Source organism: Streptomyces sp. NBC_00669 (genome assembly GCF_036226785.1).
GTDB lineage: Bacteria > Actinomycetota > Actinomycetes > Streptomycetales > Streptomycetaceae > Actinacidiphila.
The window spans coordinates 4,810,014-4,833,938 of record NZ_CP109018.1 but is presented as its reverse complement, the minus strand read 5'-3'; the positions used below and the strand labels follow the sequence as shown (position 1 = coordinate 4,833,938).

The following is a 23,925-nucleotide window of genomic DNA, read 5'->3' as shown; positions in this document are numbered from 1 at the left end:
GCGGTCAGCCGCCGATGGGGTCGTGGCAGGACACCAGTTTGGTGCCGTCCACGAAGGACGCCTCGACCTGGAGCAGCCCGAGCATGTCGCGCACGCCCGGCATGGTGTCGTCCTCTCCGACGACGTGCCGGCCGAGTTCCATGCAGTCGGCCACGCTCTTGCCGTCCCTGGCGGCTTCCAGAATCGCCTCGGTGATCAGTGCGACGGACTCGCTGTAATTCAGCTTGAGACCGCGGCCCTGGCGTTTCCGTGCCAGATCGGCCACCACGTACACCAGCAGTTTGTCTACCTCGCGAGGGGCGAGATTCACGTCGTTACCTTCCTCGGGGAGTCCAGCAGGGAAAGGCGGGTCGTCGGGCGGTCAGTCGGCCGGCCGAAATCGGGTCAGCACCGGGACAGCCGCCATGAACGCCCATGTGGTGAGGATGAACGGCCAGGTGAAGGTGTGGCCGCCGAACGTCTTGAAGATCGCCGTCAACGCCGCCGTGAGACTCGTGGTGACCGCGGCGGCGACGAGGGTGTACACGCCGTTCCACACCGTCGCGGCGAGGAAGACCGCACCCATGGCGATGGCGACGAGGACGGCGTTGTAGCCGTAGATGCCGTTGGCGATGGACGACGCCGGCGCGCCCAGGGCCCATGCGGCGAGGATGCCCACGACGCTGCCGGCCACCGTCCACAGCAGCACGCGCACTCCGGCGCAGGCCAGGCCGACCAGCATGATGAGGCCGACGTACCACTTGTCCACCAGGAAGACCTGCGACACGTTGGTGAAGAAGGCGTGCCACAGGTTGCTCCAGGACAGCGAGGTGCTTCCCGTGTTGCTGAAGCCCGCGGGGGCCGCGCCGTGCCAGACCCGGCTGAAGGACGACGCCCCGACCACCATGATCCCGGAGACCAGGCAGAAGGGTGCGGTGAGCGCCGTGAGGCCGTACGGCTTGAACAGGACGGTGAGCGCGCCCATCAGCACGGTGCACATGATCGCGCCGACGACGGCGAGGGCGTAGGTGGACGTGTGGGCGCCCAGCGAGGTGACCAGGGCGACCCCGGTGAGGCATCCGCAGTAGCCCTGCAGACCGAGCGCGATGTTGGAGCGGTCGACCCCGGCGAGGTGGGCGGTGGCGGTCGACACCAGCGTGCCGATCGTCGCGAACAGCCCGATCCGCCAGCCCGCGGCCCACAGCCCGGCCAGGATGAGCACGCCGGTCCAGATACAGGGCTGGAGATCGACCTGGCCCACACCGCGCACGCTCGCGACGAGAAAACCGTGCGGCTGTTTCCTCTCGATCCTCCGGAGGAAATCGGGTTCTGCGATGGACAAGGGAAATCCCAGCGTCGGCGGAATACCGAAATACGACCGGACATCCCGGAGGGAAGTGGGCGGGGACTGCGGGAGCAGCTTGGCAGAATCTTTACGTCGAATGGGCTGCCTGCTCGGAGCGGCCGCGGAATCACACCCGCTCGGACCAAAAACGCGTCGCCCCACGCGAAGGCGTGGCAAGTCGGCGGGAAGAACCTGCCAATGTGGCGGAATGCCGCACAAGATCGCCATGAGCCGCCGTGACCACCCGGACCACCACCCGGGAGCCCAGGTGCCGGTGGTGGCCGCCGTCGCGGTCGGCGGGGCCGCGGGCGCGTGCGCGCGCGTCGGCGCCGAACGGCTGTGGCCGGACTACCAGCCGCCGGACTTCCCCTGGACGATCCTGCTGGTCAACACGACGGGCTGCCTGCTGATGGGCGTCCTCATGGCGACCGTCAAGTTCGGGTTCCCGAACGCGCCCCGGCTGATCAGCCCGCTGCTCGGCACCGGGGTGCTCGGCGGCTTCACGTCGTTCTCCCACTACACCGACAACGTGCGGCTGCTCTTCCACCGCGGGCAGCCCGGCTACGCGGTGGGGGACCTGCTGCTGACGCCGGCGGCGGCGCTGACCGCCGTGACGGTGGGCGCGCTCGGCACTCGGGCACTCCTGACCCGCGTGCGGGCCACGGGAGGTGGCGGGCGATGACGGTGGCCGACTGGCTGCTCGTGGTGGCCGGCGCGCTCGTGGGCGCGCCGATCCGCTACCTGCTGGGCGCCGAGGCGAACCACCGCCTGTCCAGCGGTTTCCCGCTGGGCACCTTCGCCGCCAACTCCGCCGCCGCGCTGCTGCTCGGCTACGTGGTGCGCACCGGCATGGGCGCCCACCTCACCCCCGAACGCACCTACCTGCTCGGCGCGGGCTTCTGCGGCGCGCTGTCCACGTGGTCGACGTTCTCGTACGAGCTGCTGACGCTCACCTCCAAGCGGCGACTGGTCACCGCGGCGGCCTACCTGCTGCTCACCGTGGGGACGGGCGTGGGGCTGTCCTTCGCAGGGGCGGCGGCGGCCGCGGCGTTCTGAGGACGGGTACGGGAGCGGACGGCCGGGCTTACGGGCGCGGGTCGGAAGGGGCGCCGCGACGTCATACCGCCCGGCGGTAGAGCCACACGCCGAGCGGCGCGAAGACCGCGACGATGCCCGCGTCCCAGGCGAGCGCCTGCCAGACGTCGTTGACGGTCGGCCCGCCGAGCACCAGGGCGCGGACCGCCTCGGCGGTACGGGACACCGGCTGGTGCTGGGCGAACGCCTGGAGCCAGCCGGGCATGGTGTTGACCGGGATGAAGGCCGCGGAGGCGAAGACCAGCGGGGCCAGGACGGGGAAGGCCGCGGCCTGCGCGGTCTCCGGGTCGCCGACCGCCATGCCGACCACCGCGAAGATCCAGGACATCGCGAACCCGAAGGCCAGCACCAGCAGGATTCCGCAGAGGAAGGCCGGCACGCCGGCGTGGATGCGGAAGCCGATGGCGAAGCCCACCGCCGTCATCAGCGCCACGACGAAGACGTTCCGCACCAGGTCCGCCAGGGTCCGGCCGACCAGCACCGCCGATCTGGCCATCGGCAGCGACCGGAACCGCTCCATCAGCCCGGTCTGCATGTCCGTGGCCAGGCCGATCGCGGTGTTCATGGCGCCGAAGACGGCGGTCTGCACGAAGATGCCCGGGATCAGGAAGTCGACGTAGCTGACCCCGTGCAGCGCGGGGGAGACGACCCCGCCGAAGACGTAGCGGAACATCAGCACGAAGACCAGCGGCTGGATGGTGGAGAACACCAGCAGCCGGGGCACCCGGCGCAGCCCGATCAGGTTCCGCCAGGCGACCGCCATGCCGTCCTGGGCGGTGCGGGTCAGGCGCGACAGCGGCCGGGTGGGCGGGCCGGGCGACAGGGCGCCGCCGGTGTCCGCGCCTCCGCGGCCGGCGTAGCGGCGCAAGGCGGCGGCCCCGGTCACGACGCCGCGCCCGCGGAGGAGGAGCCGCCGCCGGGAGGCGGGCCGCCGCGGGGTTCGTCGCCGCGGGGAGGATCGTCGCCGCGGGGCTCACCGTCGGCGCGGGACTCACCGTCGGCGGGCGGCGGATCGCCGTCGGCGGGAGGCGGATCGCCGTCGGCGGGCGGGTCCGCGCCTTCCGAGGGCGACGCGGGACCGCTGAGGTGCCCGGTCAACTGCAGGAAGACGTCGTCGAGGCTGGGTTCCCTGACCGCGACGGCGGCGGGCACCAGATCGCGCTCGTCCAGCGTGCGCAGCACCCCGAGCAGCGGCCGGGACCCTTCCCGAGAGACCAGCCGGAGCCGTACGCCGTCGACGTCGGGCGGCTCGGGCACCCGGTCGCGCAGCGCCTCCGCGGCCCGCACGGCCCGGCCGGGCTCGCCCATGTCGAGCTCGATGACCGTGTTGCCCAGGTCGGCCTTGAGCAGCGCGGGGGTGCCGTCGGCGATGGCCCGGCCGTGGTCGATGACGACGACGCGTTCGGCGAGCTGGTCCGCCTCCTCCAGGTACTGGGTGGTCAGCAGCACGGTCGTCCCGTCGGCCACCAGCTGGCGGATCATCTCCCACAGCGCGATACGGCTCTGCGGGTCGAGGCCGGTGGTCGGCTCGTCGAGGAAGAGCACCGGCGGGTCCGGGACGAGCGCGGCGGCGACGTCCAGCCGCCGGCGCATGCCGCCGGAGTAGGTGCGCGCGGGGCGGTCGCCGGCCGCGGTCAGGTCGAAGCGCTCCAGCAGCTCGCCCGCGCGCCGCCTGATCCGGGAGCGGCGGACGTGGGTGAGGCGGCCGATCAGCCGCAGGTTCTCCCGGCCGGTGAGGTTCTTGTCCACCGCCGCGTACTGCCCGGCCAGCCCGATCAGGTTCCGGACGGTGACGGCTTCGCTGACGACGTCGTGCCCCAGCACCTCGGCGCGCCCGCTGCTGGGGCGCACGATCGTGGTCAGGATGCGGATCGCGGTGCTCTTGCCCGCTCCGTTGGGGCCCAGCAGGCCGAAAACGGTGCCGGGCTCGACGTCGAAGTCCACGGAGTCCAGTGCCTGGACGGAACCGAACTGCTTGCTGAGGCCGGAGACGCTGATGGCTGCCTGGTCCACGGGACCACCTCGCTCGGGCATAGCGGAACTGCCTCCACCTCCATTCTTGCTCCGGGCGGGCAGGACCGCAGAGGGGCGGCGGCCCGAGCGAGCGGCCGAGCGGGAGGTCCGGGCGAGCGTGGACGGCGCCCGGCCCCGGGTGCTCGGCCTCCGGCGGCCACGCGAGCGGGGGTGGCGGCGCCGAGCGGGCTTCCGTCGCTCTCCGCGGTACGGCAGGTGCAGCGCGTGCGGGGCGCCGCGAACCGGCGGGCCCTTCCGGTCACGGCTCACGGTTCACTGCTCACGGCTCACGGCAACGAGCGCGGAGACGCGGCCCGGGGCAGCGGGAGAGCGAGGCCGTCCGGGTCGCCAGGGCGGCGGGCGAAGGCCGCGGACATCTCGGCCGGCACGGGTGCGAGGCCGAGCAGGGCGGCGGCACCGAGGGCCGCGAAGCGGTGCCACGCCCGCATCCGGCGGAGCATCGCGTGGTCGCCGCCGGGCAGTTCGTACCGGGCCACCTGGGCGCCGGCCGCGCGGGCATCGGCCGCCATCCGCAGCGACTCGGCGGGCGAGGTGACGCGGTCGGCGGTGGCGTGCGCGAAGACCAGGCGACGGTGGGCGAGTTGGGCGACGGGTTCGCCCGGCGGGCACCAGGGCGCGAGGGCGACCACGCCGGCCACGTGCGCGGCGCCGGCCGCACGCAGCGCGGCCCGCCCGCCCATGGAGTGGCCGATCAGCACGGTGGGCGCTCCGCCGGTCAGCTCCGCCAGCCGCTCGACCGCCTCGGCGGCGTCCCGCGCGGCGTCGGCCCGCCCGCCGTTCCAACCCCGGTACCGGTAGCGGGCCTCGGCGACGGCCACACCCCGGCCCCCGGCGGCCCGGGCCACGGCGGTGGCGAACGGCCGCATCCGCAGGGCGGGGACGTTCAGCCGGGACGGCGCGCGGGTGTCCTGCTCGTAGCCGCCGTGCAGCAGCAGGACCGCCCCGGCGGCCGCCGGAGGCAACCGCCGTACCACGAGCCGCTCTTCGTCCCGCTCCGTCACGCCCACCCCCCTCACCGCACCCGTCGCGCGCCGCGAACCGCGGGGCCACCGCAGGAGTCTGCCGTACCCGCGGAAACCCGACCCCCCGGGTACCAATCAAATGGAATATCAGAAAATATTGCCTGCGAGGACGCACCGTTGGGCCACGCCCAACGTCTCTCCTCAGAGCGGCACTTCCGCACGCCGCCCCACGAACATCTGGAGCAGTAGTGAGAACCGACATCAGCGGCATCCGCCGGGTCTCGGCCGCGGCGGTCACCGCCGCCGCCCTCCTCGCGGCGGGCGCGCTCGCCGCCCCCGCGGCCCAGGCCACCCCGCAGGCCGCGCCCGCCACCGCGAAGAGCGCCGCGACCACCGCGGCCAAGACCGCCACGGCCGCCAAGACCGCCGCGAAGGCCGCGCCCAAGGCTCCGTCCATCGTCGCCAAGGGCGGCTACGTCATGAACAACGGCACCGGCGCCACCCTCTTCACCAAGGCCGCCGACACCCGCCGCTCCACCGGCTCGACCACCAAGATCATGACCGCCCGGGTGGTCCTGGCCAACAAGCACCTCAACCTGGACGCCAAGGTGACCGTGCAGAAGGCGTACAGCGACTACATCGTCTCCAAGGGCGCGTCGTCCGCGCACCTGATCGTCGGGGACAAGATCACCGTCCGGCAGCTGCTCTACGGTCTGATGCTGCCGTCCGGCTGCGACGCCGCCTACGCGCTCGCCGACAAGTTCGGCACCGGCTCCACCCGCGCCGCCCGGGTGAAGTCCTTCATCGGCACGATGAACTCCACCGCCAAGTCGCTCGGTCTGAAGAACACCCACTTCGACTCCTTCGACGGCATAGGCAACGGCAAGAACTACTCGACGCCGCGCGACCTGACGAAGCTCGCGAGCAACGCGATGAAGTACTCGACCTTCCGCACGGTCGTGAAGACCAAGTCGACCAAGCAGAAGGTCACCACCAAGTCCGGCGGCTACCGCTACATGTCCTGGACCAACACCAACACCCTGCTGGGCACCTACTCCGGCACCATCGGCGTCAAGACCGGCTCGGGCCCCGAGGCCGGCTACTGCCTCGTCTTCGCCGCCACCCGCGGCAAGAAGACCGTGATCGGCACGGTGCTCTCCTCCTCCTCGGTGTCCGCGCGCACCTCGGACGCGAAGAAGCTGATGGACTACGCCTTCAAGAAGTGACCTGACGGCACGTCACGTCGCCAGGTGCGCGAAGACGACGGTGTTCCCGTCGTAGCTGCGCGTGCGGGCGTTCCAGTCGCCGCACGTGATCAGGCGCAGCTCGGGGTCGGACGTGTTCCCGTACACGTCGAGGGTCGGGAAGGCCCTCTTCCGGTACGAGCGGACCGCGTCGACCGTGAAGACAGCCGTCTTGCGGTCGGCGCGGGTCACCGTGATCCGCTCGTGCGGGCGGAGCGCGCCGAGTTTGTAGAAGACCGCCGGGCCGGTGGCGTACGAGTCCACGTGGCCGAGGATGACGGACGGGCCGACCTGGCCGGGCGCCGGCGAGTTGTGGTACCAGCCGGCCTGGAGCGGCTTGCCCGGCACCTCCAGGGTGCCGTTCTTGTTCAGGCCCAGGTCGAGCAGGTCGGAGTGGACGCCGATCGCGGGGATGTCCAGTTCGGTCGGGCGGGACGCGGGCAGCGCGCCGCCGGCGGCCGGGGTGCCGGCCGCGGTGGTCGGCGCGGGCAGCCCCGAGGCGGTCACGTGCGGCATGCCGGGCATCCCCGGCATGGTGCCGGCGGCGGCCGGGCCCGCCTGCGGCGGCGGCTTCGCACCGCCGCCGGCGCCGGCCAGGATCACCGTCACGCCGGTGGCGACGCAGGCCACCGCGAAGGCGACCAGCAAGGCCGCCGTACGGCGCGAGTTCCGCGTACGCCCCGGGACCGCGTCCGCGACTTCCTTGCGGGCGGGGCCGATCGGGTCGGCCGGGCCGGCCGGGTCACCCGGCCCGCCGGGGCCCGCGGACGCCGGACCGTCCGGACCTTCCGGGCGGCCGGCGCGCGCGGGGTCCGCGGAGCCCGCCGCTCCCGCCGGGTCGTCGTTCATCGGCCCGCGGTGTTCCGGCGGCGCAGCGCGTAGCCGCCGACGCCGAGGCCGAGCAGGGCCGCGGCGCTGCCGCCGGCGACCATCCCCGTGTCGGTGCGGCCGTGCTGGGTGGCGCCGTCGCCGGTGTCCGCGCCACCGCCGGGCATCGTGGTCATCTGCGAGGTCGTGAACGCGCCGCACAGTGCCGGGTCGGTGGCCTCCGCGGGCAGCGACTTGTCCAGTTCGCTGGCGCCGAGCACGTCGTCGTACTTCCCGTTGCCGTTGTAGTCGATGCCGTGGACGACCAGAACCGCCTTGCCGGACTTCAGGTTGGCCGCGACGTCGTCGCTGACCTCCAGCGTGCGGCTGTAGTGGACGGTCGAGCCGGACGGGAAGCGGGTGACGGCCAGGGCGCTCTTGGCCGAACTGTCGCCGCTGGTGGTCAGCGACGTGCCGATCATGCCGTAGTCCTTCATCGCGTCGGCGACGTCGGTGGAGCTGTGCCCGTTGTGCTGCTTGGCCTCGCTCGGCTTCGGGCAGACCCCGCCGCCGTCCACGTGGAGGTGCATCGCGTGCGGGGAGGCGCCGCCGACCAGGCCGGACGCGGTCACGGTGATCTTCGCGGTGTTGCCGGAGAGCTGGACCATCGCGGTGCCGCTGCCGGTCACGTGGTTGGCGGTGACCGGGTCCAGCGTCGCCTGGTAGCTCACCCACGGGACGTCGGGCGAGGCGGGCGCCGCCCACGCCGCCGCCGGGAGTGCCAGCGGGACCGCGGCCACCGCTATCGCCGTCAGTACGCGTGCGCTGGTGTGCTGCATGCTGTGTCCTTCGCTCGGGCGGGAACCAACGAGCCGGCTGGGGGCCGGCGCGCCGGGTGGAGGGGCTCTCCACCCAGCCATTCGGAGCGGGGCGCCCCGCGGGTTGGTCCGTATGTGCGACAAGCGGACCCGGGGGCCCGGGCCGCTGGGGCGAGTTGACGGGCCACCGGCCGGTGGCCGGTCGCCCGCGCGATCCCCCTGCCGCCACGGGGAGGCGCCGCCGGGCAACCCGCGGGGCCCTCGACACCGAACAAACCCCATGGAAGTCGGTCCGGACGGCGCGGCCGGGGCATACACACACCGGCGGGCCGTTCGCGAGGAGACGAGGAGAGAGGAGGGACGCCGTGATCACCGAGCCGGAACTGACCGGCGGCTCCGAGGAGCCCGGACCCGACGTGATCGCCGACAACGCCGACGACACCCGCGGCATTCGCGGCACCCGCGGCCGCTCCCGGTTCCGCTTCGCGCCGCGGCGGCACTGGACCTGGGGACTCGGCGGCCTCGCGGTCGCGTCCGCGCTGTGGACGGCCGGCCTGCACCTGTACGACGACCACCGCCGCGCGGGGCCCGACCTGCACGGCTACACGCTCGGTGCCAGCCCCTGCGCGGGCGACGGCCTCACAGCGCTCACCGCCGCGCTCAAGGCCACCGACACCGAGGCGGTCACCCCGGCCGCCGCCCACCTGGGCCCCGCGCTCGACCAGATCCACTGCACCCTGTCGGTCGGGGCCCGCACCCCCGGCGCCGTCACCAGCAGGTACCAGGTGTTCGTCACCATCGACCTGCACAAGCGCACCGACCCGCGGGCCGAGTTCGAGGACCAGCGCGGCCTCGACACCGGCGACCTCACCCCGGCCGAGCACGACACCGCCGTCCCGGGCCTCGGCGACGAGGCGTATCTGCTGACCATCAGCACGCAGACGGAGGAGCTGCGGGTGCTGCACGGCGGCGCCGTCTTCTCGCTCACCCTGACCGGCTTCAACGACCTCGCCCCCGACCCGGCCGTGGCGAACTCGCTGCGCGGCCGCCCGGCGAGCCCCGACGACCTGAACCGGTACCGCGGCGCGCTGGTCGCGGCGATGCGGGACGTGATGAAGGCCCAGCAGCGGCACTGAACGCCCGGCGGGCGCGCCGGCCGGACGATCACGTTCTGCCAGCTCACCCGGCCGTGGCAGGGCTGGGTACGGCTGCGGCGCGGCGGCGGTACTGCGCACTTCGCCGCAGGTGTGCTACCGTTTAATTGTTGCGGTTGTGGTACCCATGAACTCTGTGTGCGCCTGACGGGATGTGACCCTCGGGCGCATTTTGTTTTCCGGCCTCCAGATGGGGTCATTGCAGCGACACCTGGCTCGTAAAGTGCGAGTTCGGGAACTGCACCATCAGAGGAAGTTAGACATGGCAACCGGTACCGTTAAGTGGTTCAACGCGGAAAAGGGCTTCGGCTTCATCGAGCAGGACGGCGGCGGCGCCGACGTCTTCGCCCACTACTCGAACATCGCCACCCAGGGCTTCCGTGAGCTCCAGGAAGGCCAGAAGGTCACCTTCGACGTCACGCAGGGCCAGAAGGGCCCGCAGGCGGAGAACATCGTCCCGGCCTGATCGGACGAGTAGTACTCGAGCCGGGTCCCGCTACTTTGGGCGCGGGGCCCGGCTTTTCCGTACCTGGGTGCGAATCCCGGACGGATGGACGTTTTCCGTTCCACCGCAGTTCACCTCCTCCGCTGTTCATCTCTCCGGCTCGTTCTGCGGGTCTCCGCCTGATGTCACCTTTTGCGGAGTCTTTTTCGGCACGCGCCGCCTTCGAGGAAGGCTTCACGCATGCCTGAAAGAAATCGCCAGTCCTATTCGGGCGGTCCGGCCCGCGCCCGGCGCAAGCCGCGCGGCCCCCAGCAGGGCGGCGGCCGCCCCGGCGCCTCCCGCGGCTCCGGCCGTTCCGGCGGACGCCCCGCCGACACCGGCTCCGAGGAGTCGGTCTACACCACGGTCACCCCGGCCCCGCCGGCCGCGACCACCTTCGCCGAGCTGGACATGCCCGCCGCGCTGACGGAGGAGCTGACCCGGCAGGGCGTCACCGTGCCGTTCCCGATCCAGGGCGCGACGCTGCCCAGCTCGCTGGCCGGCCGCGACGTCCTCGGCCGGGGCCGCACCGGCTCCGGCAAGACCCTCGCCTTCGGGCTGGCCATGCTGGCCCGCACCGCCGGGCAGCGCGCCGAGCCGCGCCAACCGCTCGCGCTGGTGCTCGTGCCCACCCGCGAACTCGCCCAGCAGGTCACCGACGCCCTCACCCCGTACGCCAGGGCGCTGCGCCTGCGGCTGGCCACGGTCGTCGGCGGGCTGTCGATCAGCCGCCAGGCCGCGGCGCTGCGCGGCGGCGCGGAGATCGTCGTCGCCACCCCGGGCCGGCTGCGGGACCTGGTGGAGCGCGGCGACTGCCGGCTCGACCGGGTCGTCATCACCGTGCTCGACGAGGCCGACCAGATGGCCGACATGGGCTTCCTGCCCCAGGTCACCGCGGTGCTGAACCAGGTGGTTCCGGGCAGCCAGCGGATGCTGTTCTCCGCGACCCTCGACCGCAACGTGGACACCCTCGTCCGCCGGTTCCTGTCCGACCCGGTGGTGCACGCGGTGGACCCGTCGGCCGGTGCCGTCGCCACCATGGAGCACCACGTGCTCCACGTGACCAGCGAGGACAAGCGCGACGCCACCGTGCGGATCGCCGCCCGCGAGGGCCGGGTGCTGCTCTTCCTGGACAGCAAGCGCGCCGTGGACCGGCTCGCCAAGACCCTGCTGGCCAGCGGCGTACGGGCGGCCGCGCTGCACGGCGGGAAGTCCCAGCCGCAGCGCACCCGTACCCTCACCCAGTTCAAGAACGGCGAGGTGACCGCGCTGGTGGCCACCAACGTCGCCGCGCGCGGCATCCACATCGACGACCTCGACCTGGTGGTCAACGTCGATCCGCCGGCCGACCACAAGGACTACCTGCACCGCGGCGGCCGTACCGCCCGCGCGGGCGCGTCCGGCAGCGTCGTGACGCTGGTGCTGTCCGACCAGCGCCGCGACATGGAACGGCTGATGGCCAAGGCCCGGATCACCCCGCGTACCGCGAGGGTGCACTCCGGTGACGAGGAACTGGCCCGGATCACCGGTGCCCGGGTGCCCTCCGGGGTGCCGGTCACCATCGCGGCACCGGCGCCGGCGGCGCACGCCTCCGGCACCTCCACCGGACGCGGCGGCAGCAGGCGCAGGCCACGGGCGGGCGGCGCCTCCGGCGCGGGTTCCGGCCGGGGCGGCGCGGGCCGCGGCGGCGGCAACCCCGCACGCACCGGCGGCGGCTCCGGCCGCGGGGCGGGCAGTTCCGCCGGCGGCTCGGCGGGGACCTCCGCCGGACGCTCGGGCGGCTCCCGCTCAGGGGGCACCCGCTCCGGCGGCGCCCGCACCGCGCAACCCCGCGGGCGCGCCGCGTGAGGCCCGCCGCGGCGGCCGCGCTCGCCACCGCCGCACCGCTCCCCGACAAGGCCGCCGACGACGGCGTGCCCTGCGAGGGAAGCGACTTCTCCGCGCTCTCCCGGCGGATCACCGACTCCGGCCTGATGAAGCGCCGCCCCGGCTACTACGTGGCCCGGATCGGCGGCGTCGCCGCGCTGTACATCGGCGCGTGGACGGCGTTCGCGATGCTCGGCCACACCTGGTGGCAGCTGGCGATCGGCGGCGTGCTGGGGGTGCTCTTCTCCCAGATCGCACTGGTCGCCCACGACATAGCCCACCGCCAGGTGTTCCGGCTGCGCCGGCCCAGCGAGGCCGCCGGCCGCATCGCGGGCAACCTCTGCGTCGGCATGAGCTACGGCTGGTGGCAGGACAAGCACACCCGCCACCACGCCAACCCCAACCACGAGGAACTGGACCCGGACGTCAGCCCGGACATCCTGGTCTGGTCGCAGGGCCAGGCCCGCAACGCCCGCGGCGTGGCCCGCTGGATCGGCGGCCGCCAGGCGTACTGGTTCTTCCCGCTGCTCACCCTCGAAGGCATGAACCTGCACGTGGCCGGGGTGCGGGCGCTGTTCCGGCCCGCGTACAAGCAGCGCACCCTGGAGGCGGTGCTGCTCGGCGTGCACATCGCCGCGTACATCACGGCGCTGCTGCTGATCCTCACCCCGCTCCAGGCGCTGGCGTTCGTCGCCGTCCACCAGGCGGTGTTCGGCGTCTACATGGGCTGCACCTTCGCGCCCAACCACAAGGGCATGCCGACGCTGACCGGCAAGGACCGGCCCGACTTCCTGCGCCGCCAGGTGCTCACCTCGCGCAACGTGCGCGGCGGGCGTCTGACCGACATCGCGCTCGGCGGGCTGAACTACCAGATCGAGCACCACCTCTTCCCGAGCATGCCCACGCCGCACCTGCGGCGCGCCCAGCCGATAGTGAAGGCGTACTGCGCGGAACTGGGCATCGCCTACGCGGAGAGCGGGCTGGTCTCCTCCTACGCGCAGGCACTGCGCCATCTGCACGACGTCGGCGCGCCGCTGCGGGCCGCGACCACCACCTGACCGGACCTGGTCCCGGTCCTGGACCCGGACCTGGTCCCCGGACCCGCCTCGGACGACGCCTTCCACGGCGCCGGCCGGGGCGGTCCGGGGCGGTCGAACAGCAGGTATGCCCCCTGCCGGAAACATGAGAGTGTGGAGTTTTCGGCCCTGTCCCCTCTCCCCTGTCGAGGCATGATGCGCGTCACCATCGCCCGCCACCACTTCTACTTCCACCCCTCCGAGGTGGAGCAGGTGATGAGCGGGGTCACTCCCGAGCCCGTCACCGGCAGCTCCGTCGACATCGGCGGGGTCCGCTACCCGCTGATGCAGGTCGGCGCGGCTCTCACCCGCCAGGACCGGCGCGACTTCAACGCGGGCGAAGTGGAGCGGGCGATGCAGGCGCTCGGGTTCCCGTTGCACAGCACCACGGCCGGCTAGTTCGGGAGCGCCGGTTCGGTACGGGGCGGCCGGCGCGCGGTCGCCCCGTTCCCGTACCGGTTTCCGTACCGGTTCTTGTTCCGGGTTCCTGTCTCCGGCGGGCGCGGGCGCTGCGTGGCTGGTCGCGCGGCGCCCCGCATCCCGGGACAATGCGAGGTCGTCCCAGACGCAGAGAGGTGGATGCCGTGGTGCAGCAGGTGCGGGGTGTGGTGGCGCGGAGCAAGGGCGGCCCGGTCGGCGTCGAGACGATCGTCGTACCGGACCCGGGGCCGGGTGAGGCCGTGGTCGCGGTGCAGGCGTGCGGGGTGTGCCACACCGACCTGCACTACCGGGAGGGCGGCATCGGGGACGACTTCCCGTATCTGCTCGGCCATGAGGCGGCCGGTGTGGTCGAGTCGGTCGGCGCCGGGGTGACCGAGGTCGAGCCCGGGGACTTCGTGGTGCTCAACTGGCGTGCGGTCTGCGGGAACTGCCGGGCGTGCCGGCGCGGCCGGCCCTGGTACTGCTTCGACACGCACAACGCCCGGCAGAAGATGACGCTGCTCGACGGCACCGAACTGTCGCCGGCGCTGGGCATCGGCGCGTTCGCCGACAAGACGCTGGTGGCCGCCGGGCAGTGCACGAAGGTCGATCCGGCGGCCTCCCCCGCCGCCGCGGGGCTGCTGGGCTGCGGGGTGATGGCCGGGCTCGGCGCGGCCCTCAACACCGGTGGCGTGGGCCGGGGCGACTCGGTCGCGGTGATCGGCTGCGGCGGGGTGGGCAACGCCGCGGTGGTCGGCGCCCGGCTGGCGGGCGCCGCGCGGATCATCGCGGTGGACGTCGACGACCGCAAGCTCGCCACCGCGCACCGCCTGGGCGCCACCCACACCGTCAACTCCCGCACCAGCGAGCCGGTCGAGGCGATCCGCGAGCTGACCGGAGGCTTCGGCGCCGACGTGGTGATCGAGGCGGTCGGCCGCCCCGAGACGTACCAGCAGGCCTTCTACGCACGGGACCTGGCCGGCACGGTGGTCCTGGTCGGCGTGCCCACCCCGGAGATGAAGCTCGAACTCCCCCTGCTCGACGTCTTCGGCCGCGGCGGCGCCCTGAAGTCCTCCTGGTACGGCGACTGCCTGCCCTCACGCGACTTCCCGATGCTGATCGACCTCTACCTCCAAGGCCGCCTCGACCTCGACGCGTTCGTCACCGAGACCATCGAACTCCCCGACGTCGAACAGGCCTTCACCCGCATGCGCGACGGCGACGTCCTCCGCTCGGTGGTCGTGCTCTGACGACCACGTCGATCCGGTCAGTGCGGGGTGCGCCGGGTTTGACGTCGGTGGTCCCGGGCCGGCGGCGGGTGGTGGTCGGCCCGGGGATCGGGTGGGGTGGGGGTCAGGCGGCCAGGGCGGGGTGGAGGACGACCTTGGTGTAGCCCTCCACCCGCTGGTCGAACTTCTCGTAGGCCATGGGGGCCTGTTCCAGGGGGAGTTCGTGGCTGACCACGAAGCTGGGGCGGGCCCGGCCCGCGGTGATCAGGTCGCGCAACTGGCGGTTGTACTGCTTGACGTTGCACTGCCCGGTGCCCATCCGCTGCCCCTTCTCGAACATCTTGCCGATCGAGACGAGCAGTTGGCCGTGGCGGGCGTGCTCGTCGGGGCCGCCGGGGTCGGACGGCACGTAGAGGCCGGGGACGCCGAGCCTGCCGGTCGGACGGACCGTCTCGACCAGGGAGTTGAGCACGCTCGCGGGCTCCTCGTGGCCGGTGTCGCGGCCGTCGTCGTGGCCCTGGGCCTGGTAGCCGACCGCGTCGATGCCCTTGTCAGTGCCCTCGCCGTCGGTGTGGTCACGGATCTGCCCGGCCGGGTCGCTCTGCGTGAAGTCGATCGGCACCGCGCCGATCGCGTCGGCCTTGGCCAGCCGCTCGGGCACCCGGTCGACCACGAAGACCTTGGCCGCGCCGCGCAGCAGCGCCGAGTAGGCGGCCATCAGCCCGACCGGGCCGGCACCGTAGACCGCGACGGACTCGCCGGGGGAGACCTCGGCCAGCTCGCAGCCGTGGTAGCCGGTCGGGAAGATGTCGGCGAGCAGCACGAAGTCGGTCTCGAACTGCTCGCCCGGCGGCAGCTTGAGGCAGTTGAAGTCGGCGAACGGCACCCGTAGGTGCTCGGCCTGCCCGCCGAGGTACGGCCCCATGGCCACGTAGCCGTACGCGCCGCCGGCGAACCCGGGGTTCACCGTGAGGCAGAAACCGGTGTTGCCGGCCAGGCAGTTCTTGCAGAAGCCGCAGGCCACGTTGAACGGCATGACCACGCGGTCCCCGACCGCCAGCGACGCGACGCCCGAGCCGATCTCCTCGACGATGCCCAGGTTCTCGTGGCCGAAGACGATGCCGGCCTCGGCCGCGGTGCGGCCCTCGTACATGTGCAGGTCCGATCCGCAGATCGCGGAGGACGTGACGCGGACGATCACGTCGTTGGGGTGCTGGATGCCGGGAGTGTCGACATCGGCGACCGCGACGGAGAAGGGTTTCTGGTAGACGACAGCCTTCATGTTCACCACCTCCGTGGTCCTTCCAGCGAACACCCGGGGGCAGGGCAACTCAAAACGGTGCCTCGGCGCGCGCAGGCCGGTGCGGCGGCCGGCGGTGCGGCGGGGCGCGCACGTCGCGTCGTCGGGGCGGGAAACGGACGGACGGCGCGGGCGTCGAAGGGGTCCGGCGGCGCCGTCACGGTGCGAGACTGGCGGGAGGAGCGTCACAAGGGGGCCGCGGCCATGGGCGTCTACTCGGAGCGGGTGCTGCCGCGGCTGGTCGACGCCGCCTGCGGATCACGGCAGGCCGCGGTGCTGCGCCGCCGGGTCTGCGCGGAACTCACCGGCGCGGTGGTGGAGATCGGCTTCGGCTCGGGGCGCAACGTGCCCTTCTACCCGCCCGCCGTGACCCGGGTGGACGCAGTGGAGCCCTCCGACACCGGCTGGCGGCTGGCCGGCGGCCGGGTGCGGGCCTCGTCCGTACCGGTGCTGCGGTCGGGCCTGGACGGGCAGGCGCTGCCGTACGCCGACGCGATCTTCGACGCGGCCGTCTCCACCTGGACGCTGTGCACGATCCCGGACCCGTACACCGCCCTGCGGGAGGTACGGCGCGTGCTGCGGCCGGGGGGCACCCTGCGGTTCGTGGAGCACGGCCTCGCGCCCGACGCGGAGGTGCGGCGCTGGCAGCGGCGGCTCGAACCGTTCCAGCGCCGGCTGGCCGGCGGCTGCCGGCTCACCCGCCCGATCCCGGACCTGCTGACCGGCTCGGGCTTCACGCTGACCGAGCTGGACGTGTTCTACGAGGAGGGCGCGCCGCGCTTCGTCGGCGCGATGTCGCTGGGCAGCGCGGTGGTGGCGGAGCCCTCGCGGCAGGAGTCGGCGCCGGAGCGGGCGTCGGAACGGGAGCCCGCGTCGGAGCCGCAGGGGTCGGATGCCGCGAGGCACGCGTCGTCGGTGAGGCAGGACCCGGGCCCGGCGCCGGGGGAGCCCGCGAGCTGATCCTGCGCGGCCTCGTCCGCGCTCAGGCCGCCGAGCGCCTCCACCCGGTCGGGGGCGGGCCGGCCGGCCGCGGCGATCCGCAGCAGTTCGTACAGCGTGTCGCGCTGCGCGGGGTCGAGGGCGCCCAGGACGTCGTCCTCGGCACCGGCCAGCGCGAACTCGGCCGCGGCCAGCCGCCGGATGCCGGGGTCGGTGAGGCTGACGATGTGGCGGCGCCGGTCCTCCGGTGAGCGGTGCCGCTCCACCAGGCCGTCGGCCTCCAGTTCGTTGAGCAGCCCGACGACGTTGGCCCGGTCCATCATCAGGGTCGAGGACAGCGCCTGCTGGGTGCTGCCGTGCAGGTCCCGCAGGACCGTGAGCGCCACCAGGTGGCGCGGCCGCAGCCCGAGCGGCGCCAGCACGGACTCCCCGCGCAGCCGCATCCGCCGCGCGAGCTGGTCGAGCAGCGCTCCGGACCGCCTCGGCGGCTGGTTCAGCACGGGCAGAGAGGCCATCCCTTGAGTCTACCCAGTCCGCCGGGAATGGTGATGTGCTATAAATCGTTGGCGCTACACAAACCATCTGTGGAAGGTCAACGACATGCCTCACCTCCTGCACATCGACGCGAGCATCCAGGGCGAGCGGTCCGTCAGCCGCAAGCTGACCGCGCGCGCCGCCGCCGTCTGGCGCGCGGCCCACCCGGGCGGGACCGTCACCTACCGGGACCTCGGCGCACACCCGCTGCCCCACCTGGTCCCCGCCACCGTGCACTCCGGCGCCGTTCCCGCGGCCGACCGCACTCCCGAGCAGGCCGCCGCCTGGGCGCTGAGCGAGGAGATCGTCGGCGAGGTCAAGGCGGCCGACACCGTCCTGCTCGGCCTGCCGCTCTACAACTTCGGCGCCCCCAGCGGCGTCAAGACCTGGGTCGACCACCTCATCGCGCCGGGGCTCTCGGTGGACGGCGAGACGATGGCACCGCTGCTCGGCGGGCGCGAGATGGTGGTGCTCGCGGCCCGCGGCGGCGGCTACGGCGCCGGCACGCCCCGCGAGGGCTGGGACCACGCCGAGCCCTGGCTCCCGCACGGTCTGTCGCTGACCGGCCTGGAGCCGCGCTTCATCACCGCGGAGCTGACGCTTGCCGGGAGCAACCCGGCGATGGCCGAGCTGGTGCCGCTGGCCGAGGAGAGCCTGGCGGCGGCCGAGGCCGCGATCGACGACCTGTGGAAGTCGCCGGTAGCCGTCTGACCGGCCCTCCCGGGTGCCGCGGAGCAGTCCGAGCAGACCCCTCCCGGGTGCCGTGCGCCCCCGGCACCCGGGACCACCTGCCGGTGGGGGCCCACGCCGGCGCTCCTCCCGTCCCGCCGTCCGCCACGACGTCGTCCGGGCGCCGTCATCCGCCGCGGGGTCGCCGAATCCGGTGCCCGGCACGTCCGTTCGCCCCCCGTACACCCAGACGAACGGAAGCGCCGCGCCCGCTCAGCGTGCCGTGTACAAAGGACGTGAGGGAAGACTTTTCGATCCTGCCCGAAACGACGCGGCCGGGTCGGGCGGGGAGGCGGGCATCATGCACATCCACTTCACGCTGGACGACCTGGCCCGCACCCGGCTGGCACCCGCGCCGAGCCCGCTGGCGATGACCAGCCTCAGCGTCTACCGGCTCGGCCACGGACCGCCCTCGCCCGGCCTCGACCTGTGGCGCCGCACCGTACGGGCCGGGCTGCGGGCGTCGACCGACGGCGGGTACGACCCGTTCGCCGAGCTGGCGCCGACCGCGCCGTCCCACCCCGTGCCCCGCTTCCTGCGACCGTACGCCGGACTGCGCACGCTGGACGAGGAGTTGGAGCGGTTACGGGCGACGCCCCGGCAGTCGCTGCGGGCGGACATCGACTACATCGCGCGCCACCGCGACCTGCCGCCCCGGACGGTCCGCGACCTCGCCGACGCCCGTCCGCACGAGACCGCGCGCCTCGCCGCCGGCGTACGCGCCTACCACCGCGTGGCGGTCGCCCCGTACCGCGAAGGGCTGGCCGCCGCGCTCGCCGCCGACCGCGCCGTGCGCAGCCGCCAACTCCTGCACGGCGGCGTCGAGTCCGTGCTGCGCGGCCTCCACCCGCGGATGCGCTGGCGGCCGCCGGTGCTGGAACTCGACGGGCACGCCGACGGCGACGAGTACCGGCTCGGCGGACGCGGCCTCGTCCTGGCGCCGGGCGCGTTCAGCACGTACGTGCCCTGCGACCCCGCCGACGAGCAACCCGCCCTCTACTACGAGGTCTTCGGCGGCGCCCATCCCGCCCTCTTCACCCACCTCGCCCGGCCCGACAACCGCCGCACCGCGCTGGCCGCCCTCCTCGGGCACAGCCGCGCCGCCGTCCTCCAGGTCGCCGCCGACGGCGCCTCCACCAACCGACTCGCCGCACGCGCGGGCCTGTCGGCGGCCTCCGCCTCCAAACACGCGAGCGTCCTGCGCGATGCCGGCCTGCTCACCACCCATCGCACCGGCCGCACCGTCCACCACACCCTCACCCCCTTGGGCGCCCAACTCCTGTCGGCGCCCTGACCCGTGGGGCGGCGCCGCCCCAAGTCCCGCCGCCCGCACGGGGGAAGAGCCGAGGCCGAGCACCCGGACCGAGCACGCGTGCCCCAGGCCGATCCGGGCCGCCCGCACCGACGGCTTCCGAGCCGCCCGCGCCGACGACTTCCGGGTGACCGGTACCCGGCGGAATCCGGGCAGCCGCGCGGCTCGACTCCGTAAACGTTGCCGTTCTCTTGACACCGCTCGGAGCCAGGGCCGATTCTCCTGGGTGTGCCTGAGAGCGCTCTCAGGCATTGCCGGGTTCTCTCCGACCGGCAACGCGCACGACCCCCCACAACCCCCCACAGGAGAAGGAGAGGGAGGACACGCATGTCCACCCCAGAAACGCGCGTACCACCACCGCGCCGTCGAGGCGGTTCACGGCACGGGATACGCGGCGGCCGCGCCGTGGTCGGGCTGATCGCCGCGGTCGCGGCGTTCACCGGCCTCGCCCTGGCAGGTTCGCCGTCCGCGATGGCCACCACGGGCGCCGACGCGCGCACGAGCACGGCCGCGAAGGCCGCGCCGGCGGTGAAGGCGGTCAAGGCGGCCGCCGCCAAGCCCGCCGCGGCACCCTCCGACGTGCCGGCCGCGCCGGCCGGGTTCAGCACCACCTGGAGCGACGACTTCAACGGCGCCGCCAACTCCGCGCTGGACACCGGCACCTGGCGCTACGACGACGGCGCCGGCGCGAACTTCGGCACCGGCGAGATCGAGACCACGACCAACAGCACCTCCAACGTCTACCACGACGGCAACGGCCACCTGGTGCTGAAGGCGCTGCACGACGGCACCGACCCCAACTCCGGCTGGACGTCCGGCCGGGTGGAGACGCAGGCGGACGGGTTCGGCGCGCGGCCGGGCGGCGTGGTGCGCGTCCAGGCGTCGATCCAGCAGCCGAACCTCAACACCACCAGCGGCGCGGGCTACTGGCCGGCGTTCTGGATGCTGGGATCGCCGCTGCGGGTCGGTGTCGGCTGGCCGGGCTCCGGCGAGGTCGACATCATGGAGGACATCAACGCCCGCAGTTCGGTGTTCGGCACGCTGCACTGCGGGGTGAGCCCCGGCGGGCCGTGCAACGAGTCGACCGGCATCGGTTCCGGTGAGCGCGCCTGCGCGGGCTGCCAAACCGGGTACCACACCTACGCGGTGGAGATCGACCGCTCGACGTCGCCCGAGCAGATCCGCTACTACCTCGACGGCGCCGAGTACTTCACCATCAACTCCAGCCAGGTGGACGCCACCACCTGGGCCAACGCCGTCGACCACAGCTACTACGTGATCTTCGACCTGGCGATCGGCGGCGCCTTCCCTGGCGCCTTCGGCGGCGGCCCGACCGCCGCGACCGCGTCCGGCGGCCAGATGAACATCGACTACGTGGCCGTCTACAACAAGCCGGCCGCCGGCGACCTCGGCCCGAACATCGCGCAGGGCAAGCCGACCACGTCCTCCTCGAACGAGAGCGCGGACTTCCCCGCGTCCAACGCGACCGACGGCAACATCTCCACCCGCTGGTCGAGCGGCTTCTCCGACCCGCAGTGGGTCCAGGTCGACCTCGGCCAGTCCTACGCCCTCACGCACGCGAGCCTCACCTGGGAGGCGGCCGCGGCATCGGCCTACCAGCTACAGGTCTCCGCCGACGGCCAGAACTGGACCACCGTCTACACCAACAACAACAGCCCGCAGGACCTCCAGGACACCGCGCTGAACACCACGGCGCGCTACGTGCGGGTCTACGCGACCGCGAGAGCGAGCCAGTACGGCGACTCGCTCTACGAGTTGGCGCTGTACGGCACGCCGTCCGACGGCGGCAACCCGGGCGGCGGCACGGGCACGCTGCTGTCCCAGGGCAAGACGGCCACCGCCTCCTCAACGGAGAACGCGAGCTTCCCGGCGTCCGCCGCGGTCGACGGCAACACCGGCACCCGCTGGTCGAGCGGCTTCTCCGACCCGCAGTGGCTCCAGGTCGACCTCGGCGCCACGCACACGATCAGCCAGGTGAAGCTCGACTGGGAACCCGCGTACGCGACGGCGTTCCAGATCCAGACCTCGCCCGACGGCCAGAACTGGACGTCGGTCTACTCCACCACCAGCGGGACCGGCGGCGAGCAGACGCTGCCGGTGACCGGATCGGGCCGCTACGTGCGCCTGTACGGCACGCAGCGGGCCACGCAGTACGGGTACTCCCTCTGGGAGTTCCAGGTCTACGGCACCTGATCCGGACGCGCCCTGGTGCCAACTCCCCGCCGCACCAGGGCGCCCCTCCCACTGAGCCGTGCGGGCCGGGCTGTCAGGACCGGCCCGCACGGCTCCTCCGTCCGCAGCCGGAAGCACCGTTCCGGCCGCGCCCAGCCCCGGGCGCGGCCATGGGGGCGTAAAGGGGGTGCCAGGAAGGGCGCGCCGGGCGTCAGGGGGGCGTCAAGGAAGGGCGCGCGAGCCCGGCCGAAACCTAGCGTCTGGGGCATGGGACACGGTGAGCGCTCCGGCGCGGTACCCCGGGCGCGGATCGGCGGAGCGGACGGCCCCGCGGTCGCGGCCGATCGCGCCTGGGCCGGACGGCGGTGGAGCGCGTACGGCGCGGCCGCGACGGTGCTGGCCGTGGCGCTGGTGATGGACGGGTGGGACGGCACGCTGGACATGCTGCGGCTCGCGGCGTGCGGGGCGCTCTCGACGGCGCTGTTCGCGATCCTGCTGCCGGCGCGCACCACGGCGGGCGACGGCTGGCTGGAGGTGCGCGGGCTGGTGCGCAGGCGGCGCGTGCACACGGACTACCTGGTGTCGGCGCGGTTCCTGGGGGAGATAGACCGCCGGGTGGTGCTGCGCGACGCGTTCGGCGGGCGGGTGTCGGTGGAGGTGCGGGTGCTGCTCGCCAACCCGTTCCTGTGGCACGAGCTCGACCGCGGCGCCCGGCGCGCCCACGCCGCCGGGCTGCTCCCCGACCGCAGCGCGCTGCGCGAACTGGCCGAGTCGATCGACACGGCCGGCGCCCGCGAGCTGCTGTCGGCCGCGGGCATGCCCTGACGGGCGGTCGTGGCGCCCGATCGGCTGACGCGGAAGCGCGGCAGGTGTGTCGGGGTGGGAGGGGCCTCGGTCGCGGCGGATGGTGGTGGGTGGTGGTGGCGCCCGCCGGACGCGCTCTCGTTCCGCGTGTGGACGTTCGCGCCGCTCCAGAAGCCCAGCAGCTCGGCAACTCAGCAACTCAGCAACCCAGTCGCTCAGCAATCCAGCAGCTCCGAAGCTCCGTATCCCGGTAGCCGCCGTGGCCCTCGTGGCCCCTGCGGTTCCCCCACCGAATCCCCCCACCCCACGGAGACCGAATGCGCCTGTTCGCGCGCGGCCTGTCCGCCGCCCTCCTCCTCGCACCCCTGGCCGTCCTGCCGTCCGCCGCGTCCGCCGCGTCGGCGGCGCCGCTGCCGGGGCCGGCCAGGCCCACCCCCGCCCCGCTGATCGCCGCCACCGGCGACGCGGTGCCCGGCCAGTACATCGTGACCCTCGACAAGGGCGTGAACCTCACCGGCGAGGTCCGCACCCTGGGCATCAGGCCGCTGTTCAGCTACGACAAGGTGCTGCACGGCTTCGCGGCCGCGCTGACCGCCTCCCAGCTCGACACCGTGCGCGACACCCCGGGTGTCACGGCGGTCGAGCAGAACGGCCGGATCACCGGCTCCGACCTCACGATCAGCGGGCCGCACAGCCGGGCCACGGCCACCAGTTGGGGCCTGGACCGGATCGACCAGCACAACCTGCCGCTGGACGACGAGTTCAGCACCGTCGGGACCGGCGCCGGCGGCACCGCGTACATCATGGACACCGGGATCGACTTCGGGCACAGCGAGTTCGGCGGCCGGGCGGTGCCCGGGTTCGACGCGGTCGGCGACGGCCAGGACGGCCAGGACTGCCACGGCCACGGCACGCATGTCGCGGGCACCGTCGGCGGCGCCACGTTCGGCGTCGCGCCCAAGGCGACACTGGTGAGCGTGCGCGTGCTGGACTGCAAGGGCAACGGCAGTGACGCCGAGGTGATCGCCGGGTTCGACTGGGTGGCGAAGAACGCCCAGCAGCCCGCGGTGCTCAACGCCTCACTCGGCGGCGACTACTCCCCGGCGGTCAACTCGGCCGTGGACGCGCTGGCCGACAGCGGGGTGCTGCCGGTGGTCGCGGCCGGCAACGACACCAAAGACACCTGCGGGGCCTCCCCGGCGAGCGCCGGCCAGGCACTGGCGGTGGGCGCCACCGACCGCGGCGACGACGAGACCGGCTTCAGCAACTACGGCACCTGCGTGGCGCTCTTCGCGCCCGGCCAGGACATCATCTCGGCGAAGCTCGGCGGCGGCAGCGTCGCCAAGAGCGGCACGTCGATGGCCAGCCCGCACGTGGCCGGCGCCGCGCTGCTCTACAAGACCGAGCACCCGTCGGCGACCGCCGAGCAGGTCAAGGCCGCGCTGGTCGACAGCAGCACCCAAGGCGTGCTGACGGTCGAGCACGACTCCCCGAACCGGCTGCTGTTCACCGGCGGCCTGTGAGCACCACCCGGTAGGACCCGGTGGAAGACCGGGTACGACGGCGGCGCGCCCGTACGGCCGGAAGGTCCGAAGATCCGA

At 73.4% G+C, this 23,925-nt stretch carries 23 protein-coding genes and 1 pseudogene; 15 read left to right on the top strand and 9 right to left on the bottom strand.

Annotated elements, in window-relative coordinates:
- Positions 1 to 4: 4 nt before the first annotated feature.
- A complete protein-coding gene (locus OG896_RS20155; RefSeq protein ID WP_329367336.1) occupies positions 5 to 310 on the bottom strand; it encodes an urease subunit gamma in 306 nt (101 codons plus the stop codon).
- Between the two features lie 51 nt (positions 311 to 361).
- Positions 362 to 1,321 carry an urea transporter gene (locus OG896_RS20150; RefSeq protein WP_329367333.1) on the bottom strand — a complete coding sequence of 320 codons (960 nt, stop codon included), beginning with the start codon at positions 1,319 to 1,321 and terminating at the stop codon, positions 362 to 364.
- A 211-nt stretch (positions 1,322 to 1,532) separates the two neighbouring features.
- Here OG896_RS20150 and OG896_RS20145 point away from each other — a divergent pair, with 211 nt between their 5' ends.
- Positions 1,533 to 2,006 (top strand): fluoride efflux transporter FluC, encoded by a 474-nt coding sequence (locus OG896_RS20145; RefSeq protein ID WP_329367331.1) that lies wholly within the window; start codon positions 1,533 to 1,535, stop codon positions 2,004 to 2,006.
- 2 nt (positions 2,007 to 2,008) lie between these two features.
- Complete coding sequence (locus OG896_RS20140) at positions 2,009 to 2,380, top strand: fluoride efflux transporter FluC (RefSeq protein ID WP_329374158.1); 372 nt, start codon at positions 2,009 to 2,011, stop codon at positions 2,378 to 2,380.
- 61 nt (positions 2,381 to 2,441) lie between these two features.
- Here OG896_RS20140 and OG896_RS20135 read toward each other — a convergent pair whose 3' ends face one another.
- The 3 genes from OG896_RS20135 to OG896_RS20125 all read right to left on the bottom strand — a co-directional run bounded on the left by OG896_RS20135 (position 2,442) and on the right by OG896_RS20125 (position 5,454).
- Positions 2,442 to 3,305 carry an ABC transporter permease gene (locus tag OG896_RS20135; protein ID WP_329367329.1) on the bottom strand — a complete coding sequence of 288 codons (864 nt, stop codon included), beginning with the start codon at positions 3,303 to 3,305 and terminating at the stop codon, positions 2,442 to 2,444.
- Positions 3,302 to 4,432 carry an ATP-binding cassette domain-containing protein gene (locus OG896_RS20130; RefSeq protein WP_329367327.1) on the bottom strand — a complete coding sequence of 377 codons (1,131 nt, stop codon included), beginning with the start codon at positions 4,430 to 4,432 and terminating at the stop codon, positions 3,302 to 3,304. Before OG896_RS20130 ends, OG896_RS20135 begins: the two co-directional genes overlap by 4 nt.
- A gap of 287 nt (positions 4,433 to 4,719) precedes the next feature.
- On the bottom strand, positions 4,720 to 5,454 hold the full coding sequence (locus OG896_RS20125; RefSeq protein ID WP_329367325.1) for an alpha/beta fold hydrolase: 735 nt from the start codon (positions 5,452 to 5,454) through the stop codon (positions 4,720 to 4,722).
- Positions 5,455 to 5,663: 209 nt separating this feature from the next.
- Between OG896_RS20125 and OG896_RS20120 the strand changes: the two genes are divergently transcribed.
- Positions 5,664 to 6,641, top strand: a complete 978-nt coding sequence (locus OG896_RS20120; protein ID WP_328466264.1) for a D-alanyl-D-alanine carboxypeptidase family protein — start codon at positions 5,664 to 5,666, stop codon at positions 6,639 to 6,641.
- Positions 6,642 to 6,653: 12 nt separating this feature from the next.
- Here OG896_RS20120 and OG896_RS20115 read toward each other — a convergent pair whose 3' ends face one another.
- Entirely contained in the window at positions 6,654 to 7,508 is an 855-nt protein-coding gene (locus tag OG896_RS20115) for a class F sortase (RefSeq protein WP_329367322.1), read from the bottom strand.
- A complete protein-coding gene (locus OG896_RS20110) occupies positions 7,505 to 8,305 on the bottom strand; it encodes a hypothetical protein (protein WP_329367320.1) in 801 nt (266 codons plus the stop codon). The genes OG896_RS20115 and OG896_RS20110 overlap by 4 nt, the downstream gene beginning before the upstream one ends.
- A 344-nt stretch (positions 8,306 to 8,649) precedes the next feature.
- Between OG896_RS20110 and OG896_RS20105 the strand changes: the two genes are divergently transcribed.
- The 6 genes from OG896_RS20105 (at position 8,650) to OG896_RS20080 (ending at position 14,534) form a co-directional block, all read left to right on the top strand.
- On the top strand, positions 8,650 to 9,420 hold the full coding sequence (locus tag OG896_RS20105) for a hypothetical protein (protein ID WP_329367318.1): 771 nt from the start codon (positions 8,650 to 8,652) through the stop codon (positions 9,418 to 9,420).
- A 280-nt stretch (positions 9,421 to 9,700) separates the two neighbouring features.
- A complete protein-coding gene (locus tag OG896_RS20100) occupies positions 9,701 to 9,904 on the top strand; it encodes a cold-shock protein (RefSeq protein ID WP_010986199.1) in 204 nt (67 codons plus the stop codon).
- Positions 9,905 to 10,123: 219 nt separating this feature from the next.
- Positions 10,124 to 11,770 carry a DEAD/DEAH box helicase gene (locus OG896_RS20095; protein WP_329367316.1) on the top strand — a complete coding sequence of 549 codons (1,647 nt, stop codon included), beginning with the start codon at positions 10,124 to 10,126 and terminating at the stop codon, positions 11,768 to 11,770.
- On the top strand, positions 11,767 to 12,846 hold the full coding sequence (locus OG896_RS20090; protein ID WP_443057103.1) for a fatty acid desaturase family protein: 1,080 nt from the start codon (positions 11,767 to 11,769) through the stop codon (positions 12,844 to 12,846). Before OG896_RS20095 ends, OG896_RS20090 begins: the two co-directional genes overlap by 4 nt.
- 171 nt (positions 12,847 to 13,017) lie before the next feature.
- Complete coding sequence (locus OG896_RS20085; protein WP_328466276.1) at positions 13,018 to 13,263, top strand: SCO5918 family protein; 246 nt, start codon at positions 13,018 to 13,020, stop codon at positions 13,261 to 13,263.
- 185 nt (positions 13,264 to 13,448) lie between these two features.
- On the top strand, positions 13,449 to 14,534 hold the full coding sequence (locus OG896_RS20080; protein ID WP_328466278.1) for an S-(hydroxymethyl)mycothiol dehydrogenase: 1,086 nt from the start codon (positions 13,449 to 13,451) through the stop codon (positions 14,532 to 14,534).
- A gap of 103 nt (positions 14,535 to 14,637) precedes the next feature.
- On the opposite strand, the gene OG896_RS20075 is transcribed toward OG896_RS20080, so the two are convergent.
- Complete coding sequence (locus tag OG896_RS20075) at positions 14,638 to 15,795, bottom strand: glutathione-independent formaldehyde dehydrogenase (RefSeq protein WP_329367313.1); 1,158 nt, start codon at positions 15,793 to 15,795, stop codon at positions 14,638 to 14,640.
- A 222-nt stretch (positions 15,796 to 16,017) separates the two neighbouring features.
- Here OG896_RS20075 and OG896_RS20070 point away from each other — a divergent pair.
- Positions 16,018 to 16,452 (top strand): annotated as a pseudogene (locus tag OG896_RS20070) (class I SAM-dependent methyltransferase); the annotation flags it as partial.
- Positions 16,453 to 16,571: 119 nt separating this feature from the next.
- Here the strand turns inward: OG896_RS20070 and OG896_RS20065 are convergent.
- Positions 16,572 to 17,267 carry a MarR family winged helix-turn-helix transcriptional regulator gene (locus OG896_RS20065; protein WP_329367311.1) on the bottom strand — a complete coding sequence of 232 codons (696 nt, stop codon included), beginning with the start codon at positions 17,265 to 17,267 and terminating at the stop codon, positions 16,572 to 16,574.
- Between the two features lie 85 nt (positions 17,268 to 17,352).
- Here OG896_RS20065 and OG896_RS20060 point away from each other — a divergent pair, with 85 nt between their 5' ends.
- From OG896_RS20060 to OG896_RS20040, 5 genes are all read left to right on the top strand, one after another.
- Positions 17,353 to 17,997 carry an FMN-dependent NADH-azoreductase gene (locus OG896_RS20060; RefSeq protein ID WP_329367309.1) on the top strand — a complete coding sequence of 215 codons (645 nt, stop codon included), beginning with the start codon at positions 17,353 to 17,355 and terminating at the stop codon, positions 17,995 to 17,997.
- Between the two features lie 319 nt (positions 17,998 to 18,316).
- On the top strand, positions 18,317 to 19,309 hold the full coding sequence (locus tag OG896_RS20055; protein ID WP_329367307.1) for an ArsR family transcriptional regulator: 993 nt from the start codon (positions 18,317 to 18,319) through the stop codon (positions 19,307 to 19,309).
- Between the two features lie 345 nt (positions 19,310 to 19,654).
- A complete protein-coding gene (locus OG896_RS20050) occupies positions 19,655 to 21,541 on the top strand; it encodes a discoidin domain-containing protein (protein WP_329367306.1) in 1,887 nt (628 codons plus the stop codon).
- A gap of 246 nt (positions 21,542 to 21,787) precedes the next feature.
- Entirely contained in the window at positions 21,788 to 22,345 is a 558-nt protein-coding gene (locus OG896_RS20045; protein ID WP_329367304.1) for a hypothetical protein, read from the top strand.
- A 296-nt stretch (positions 22,346 to 22,641) separates the two neighbouring features.
- Positions 22,642 to 23,847, top strand: a complete 1,206-nt coding sequence (locus tag OG896_RS20040; protein WP_329367302.1) for a S8 family peptidase — start codon at positions 22,642 to 22,644, stop codon at positions 23,845 to 23,847.
- The last annotated feature ends 78 nt before the right edge of the window (positions 23,848 to 23,925 follow it).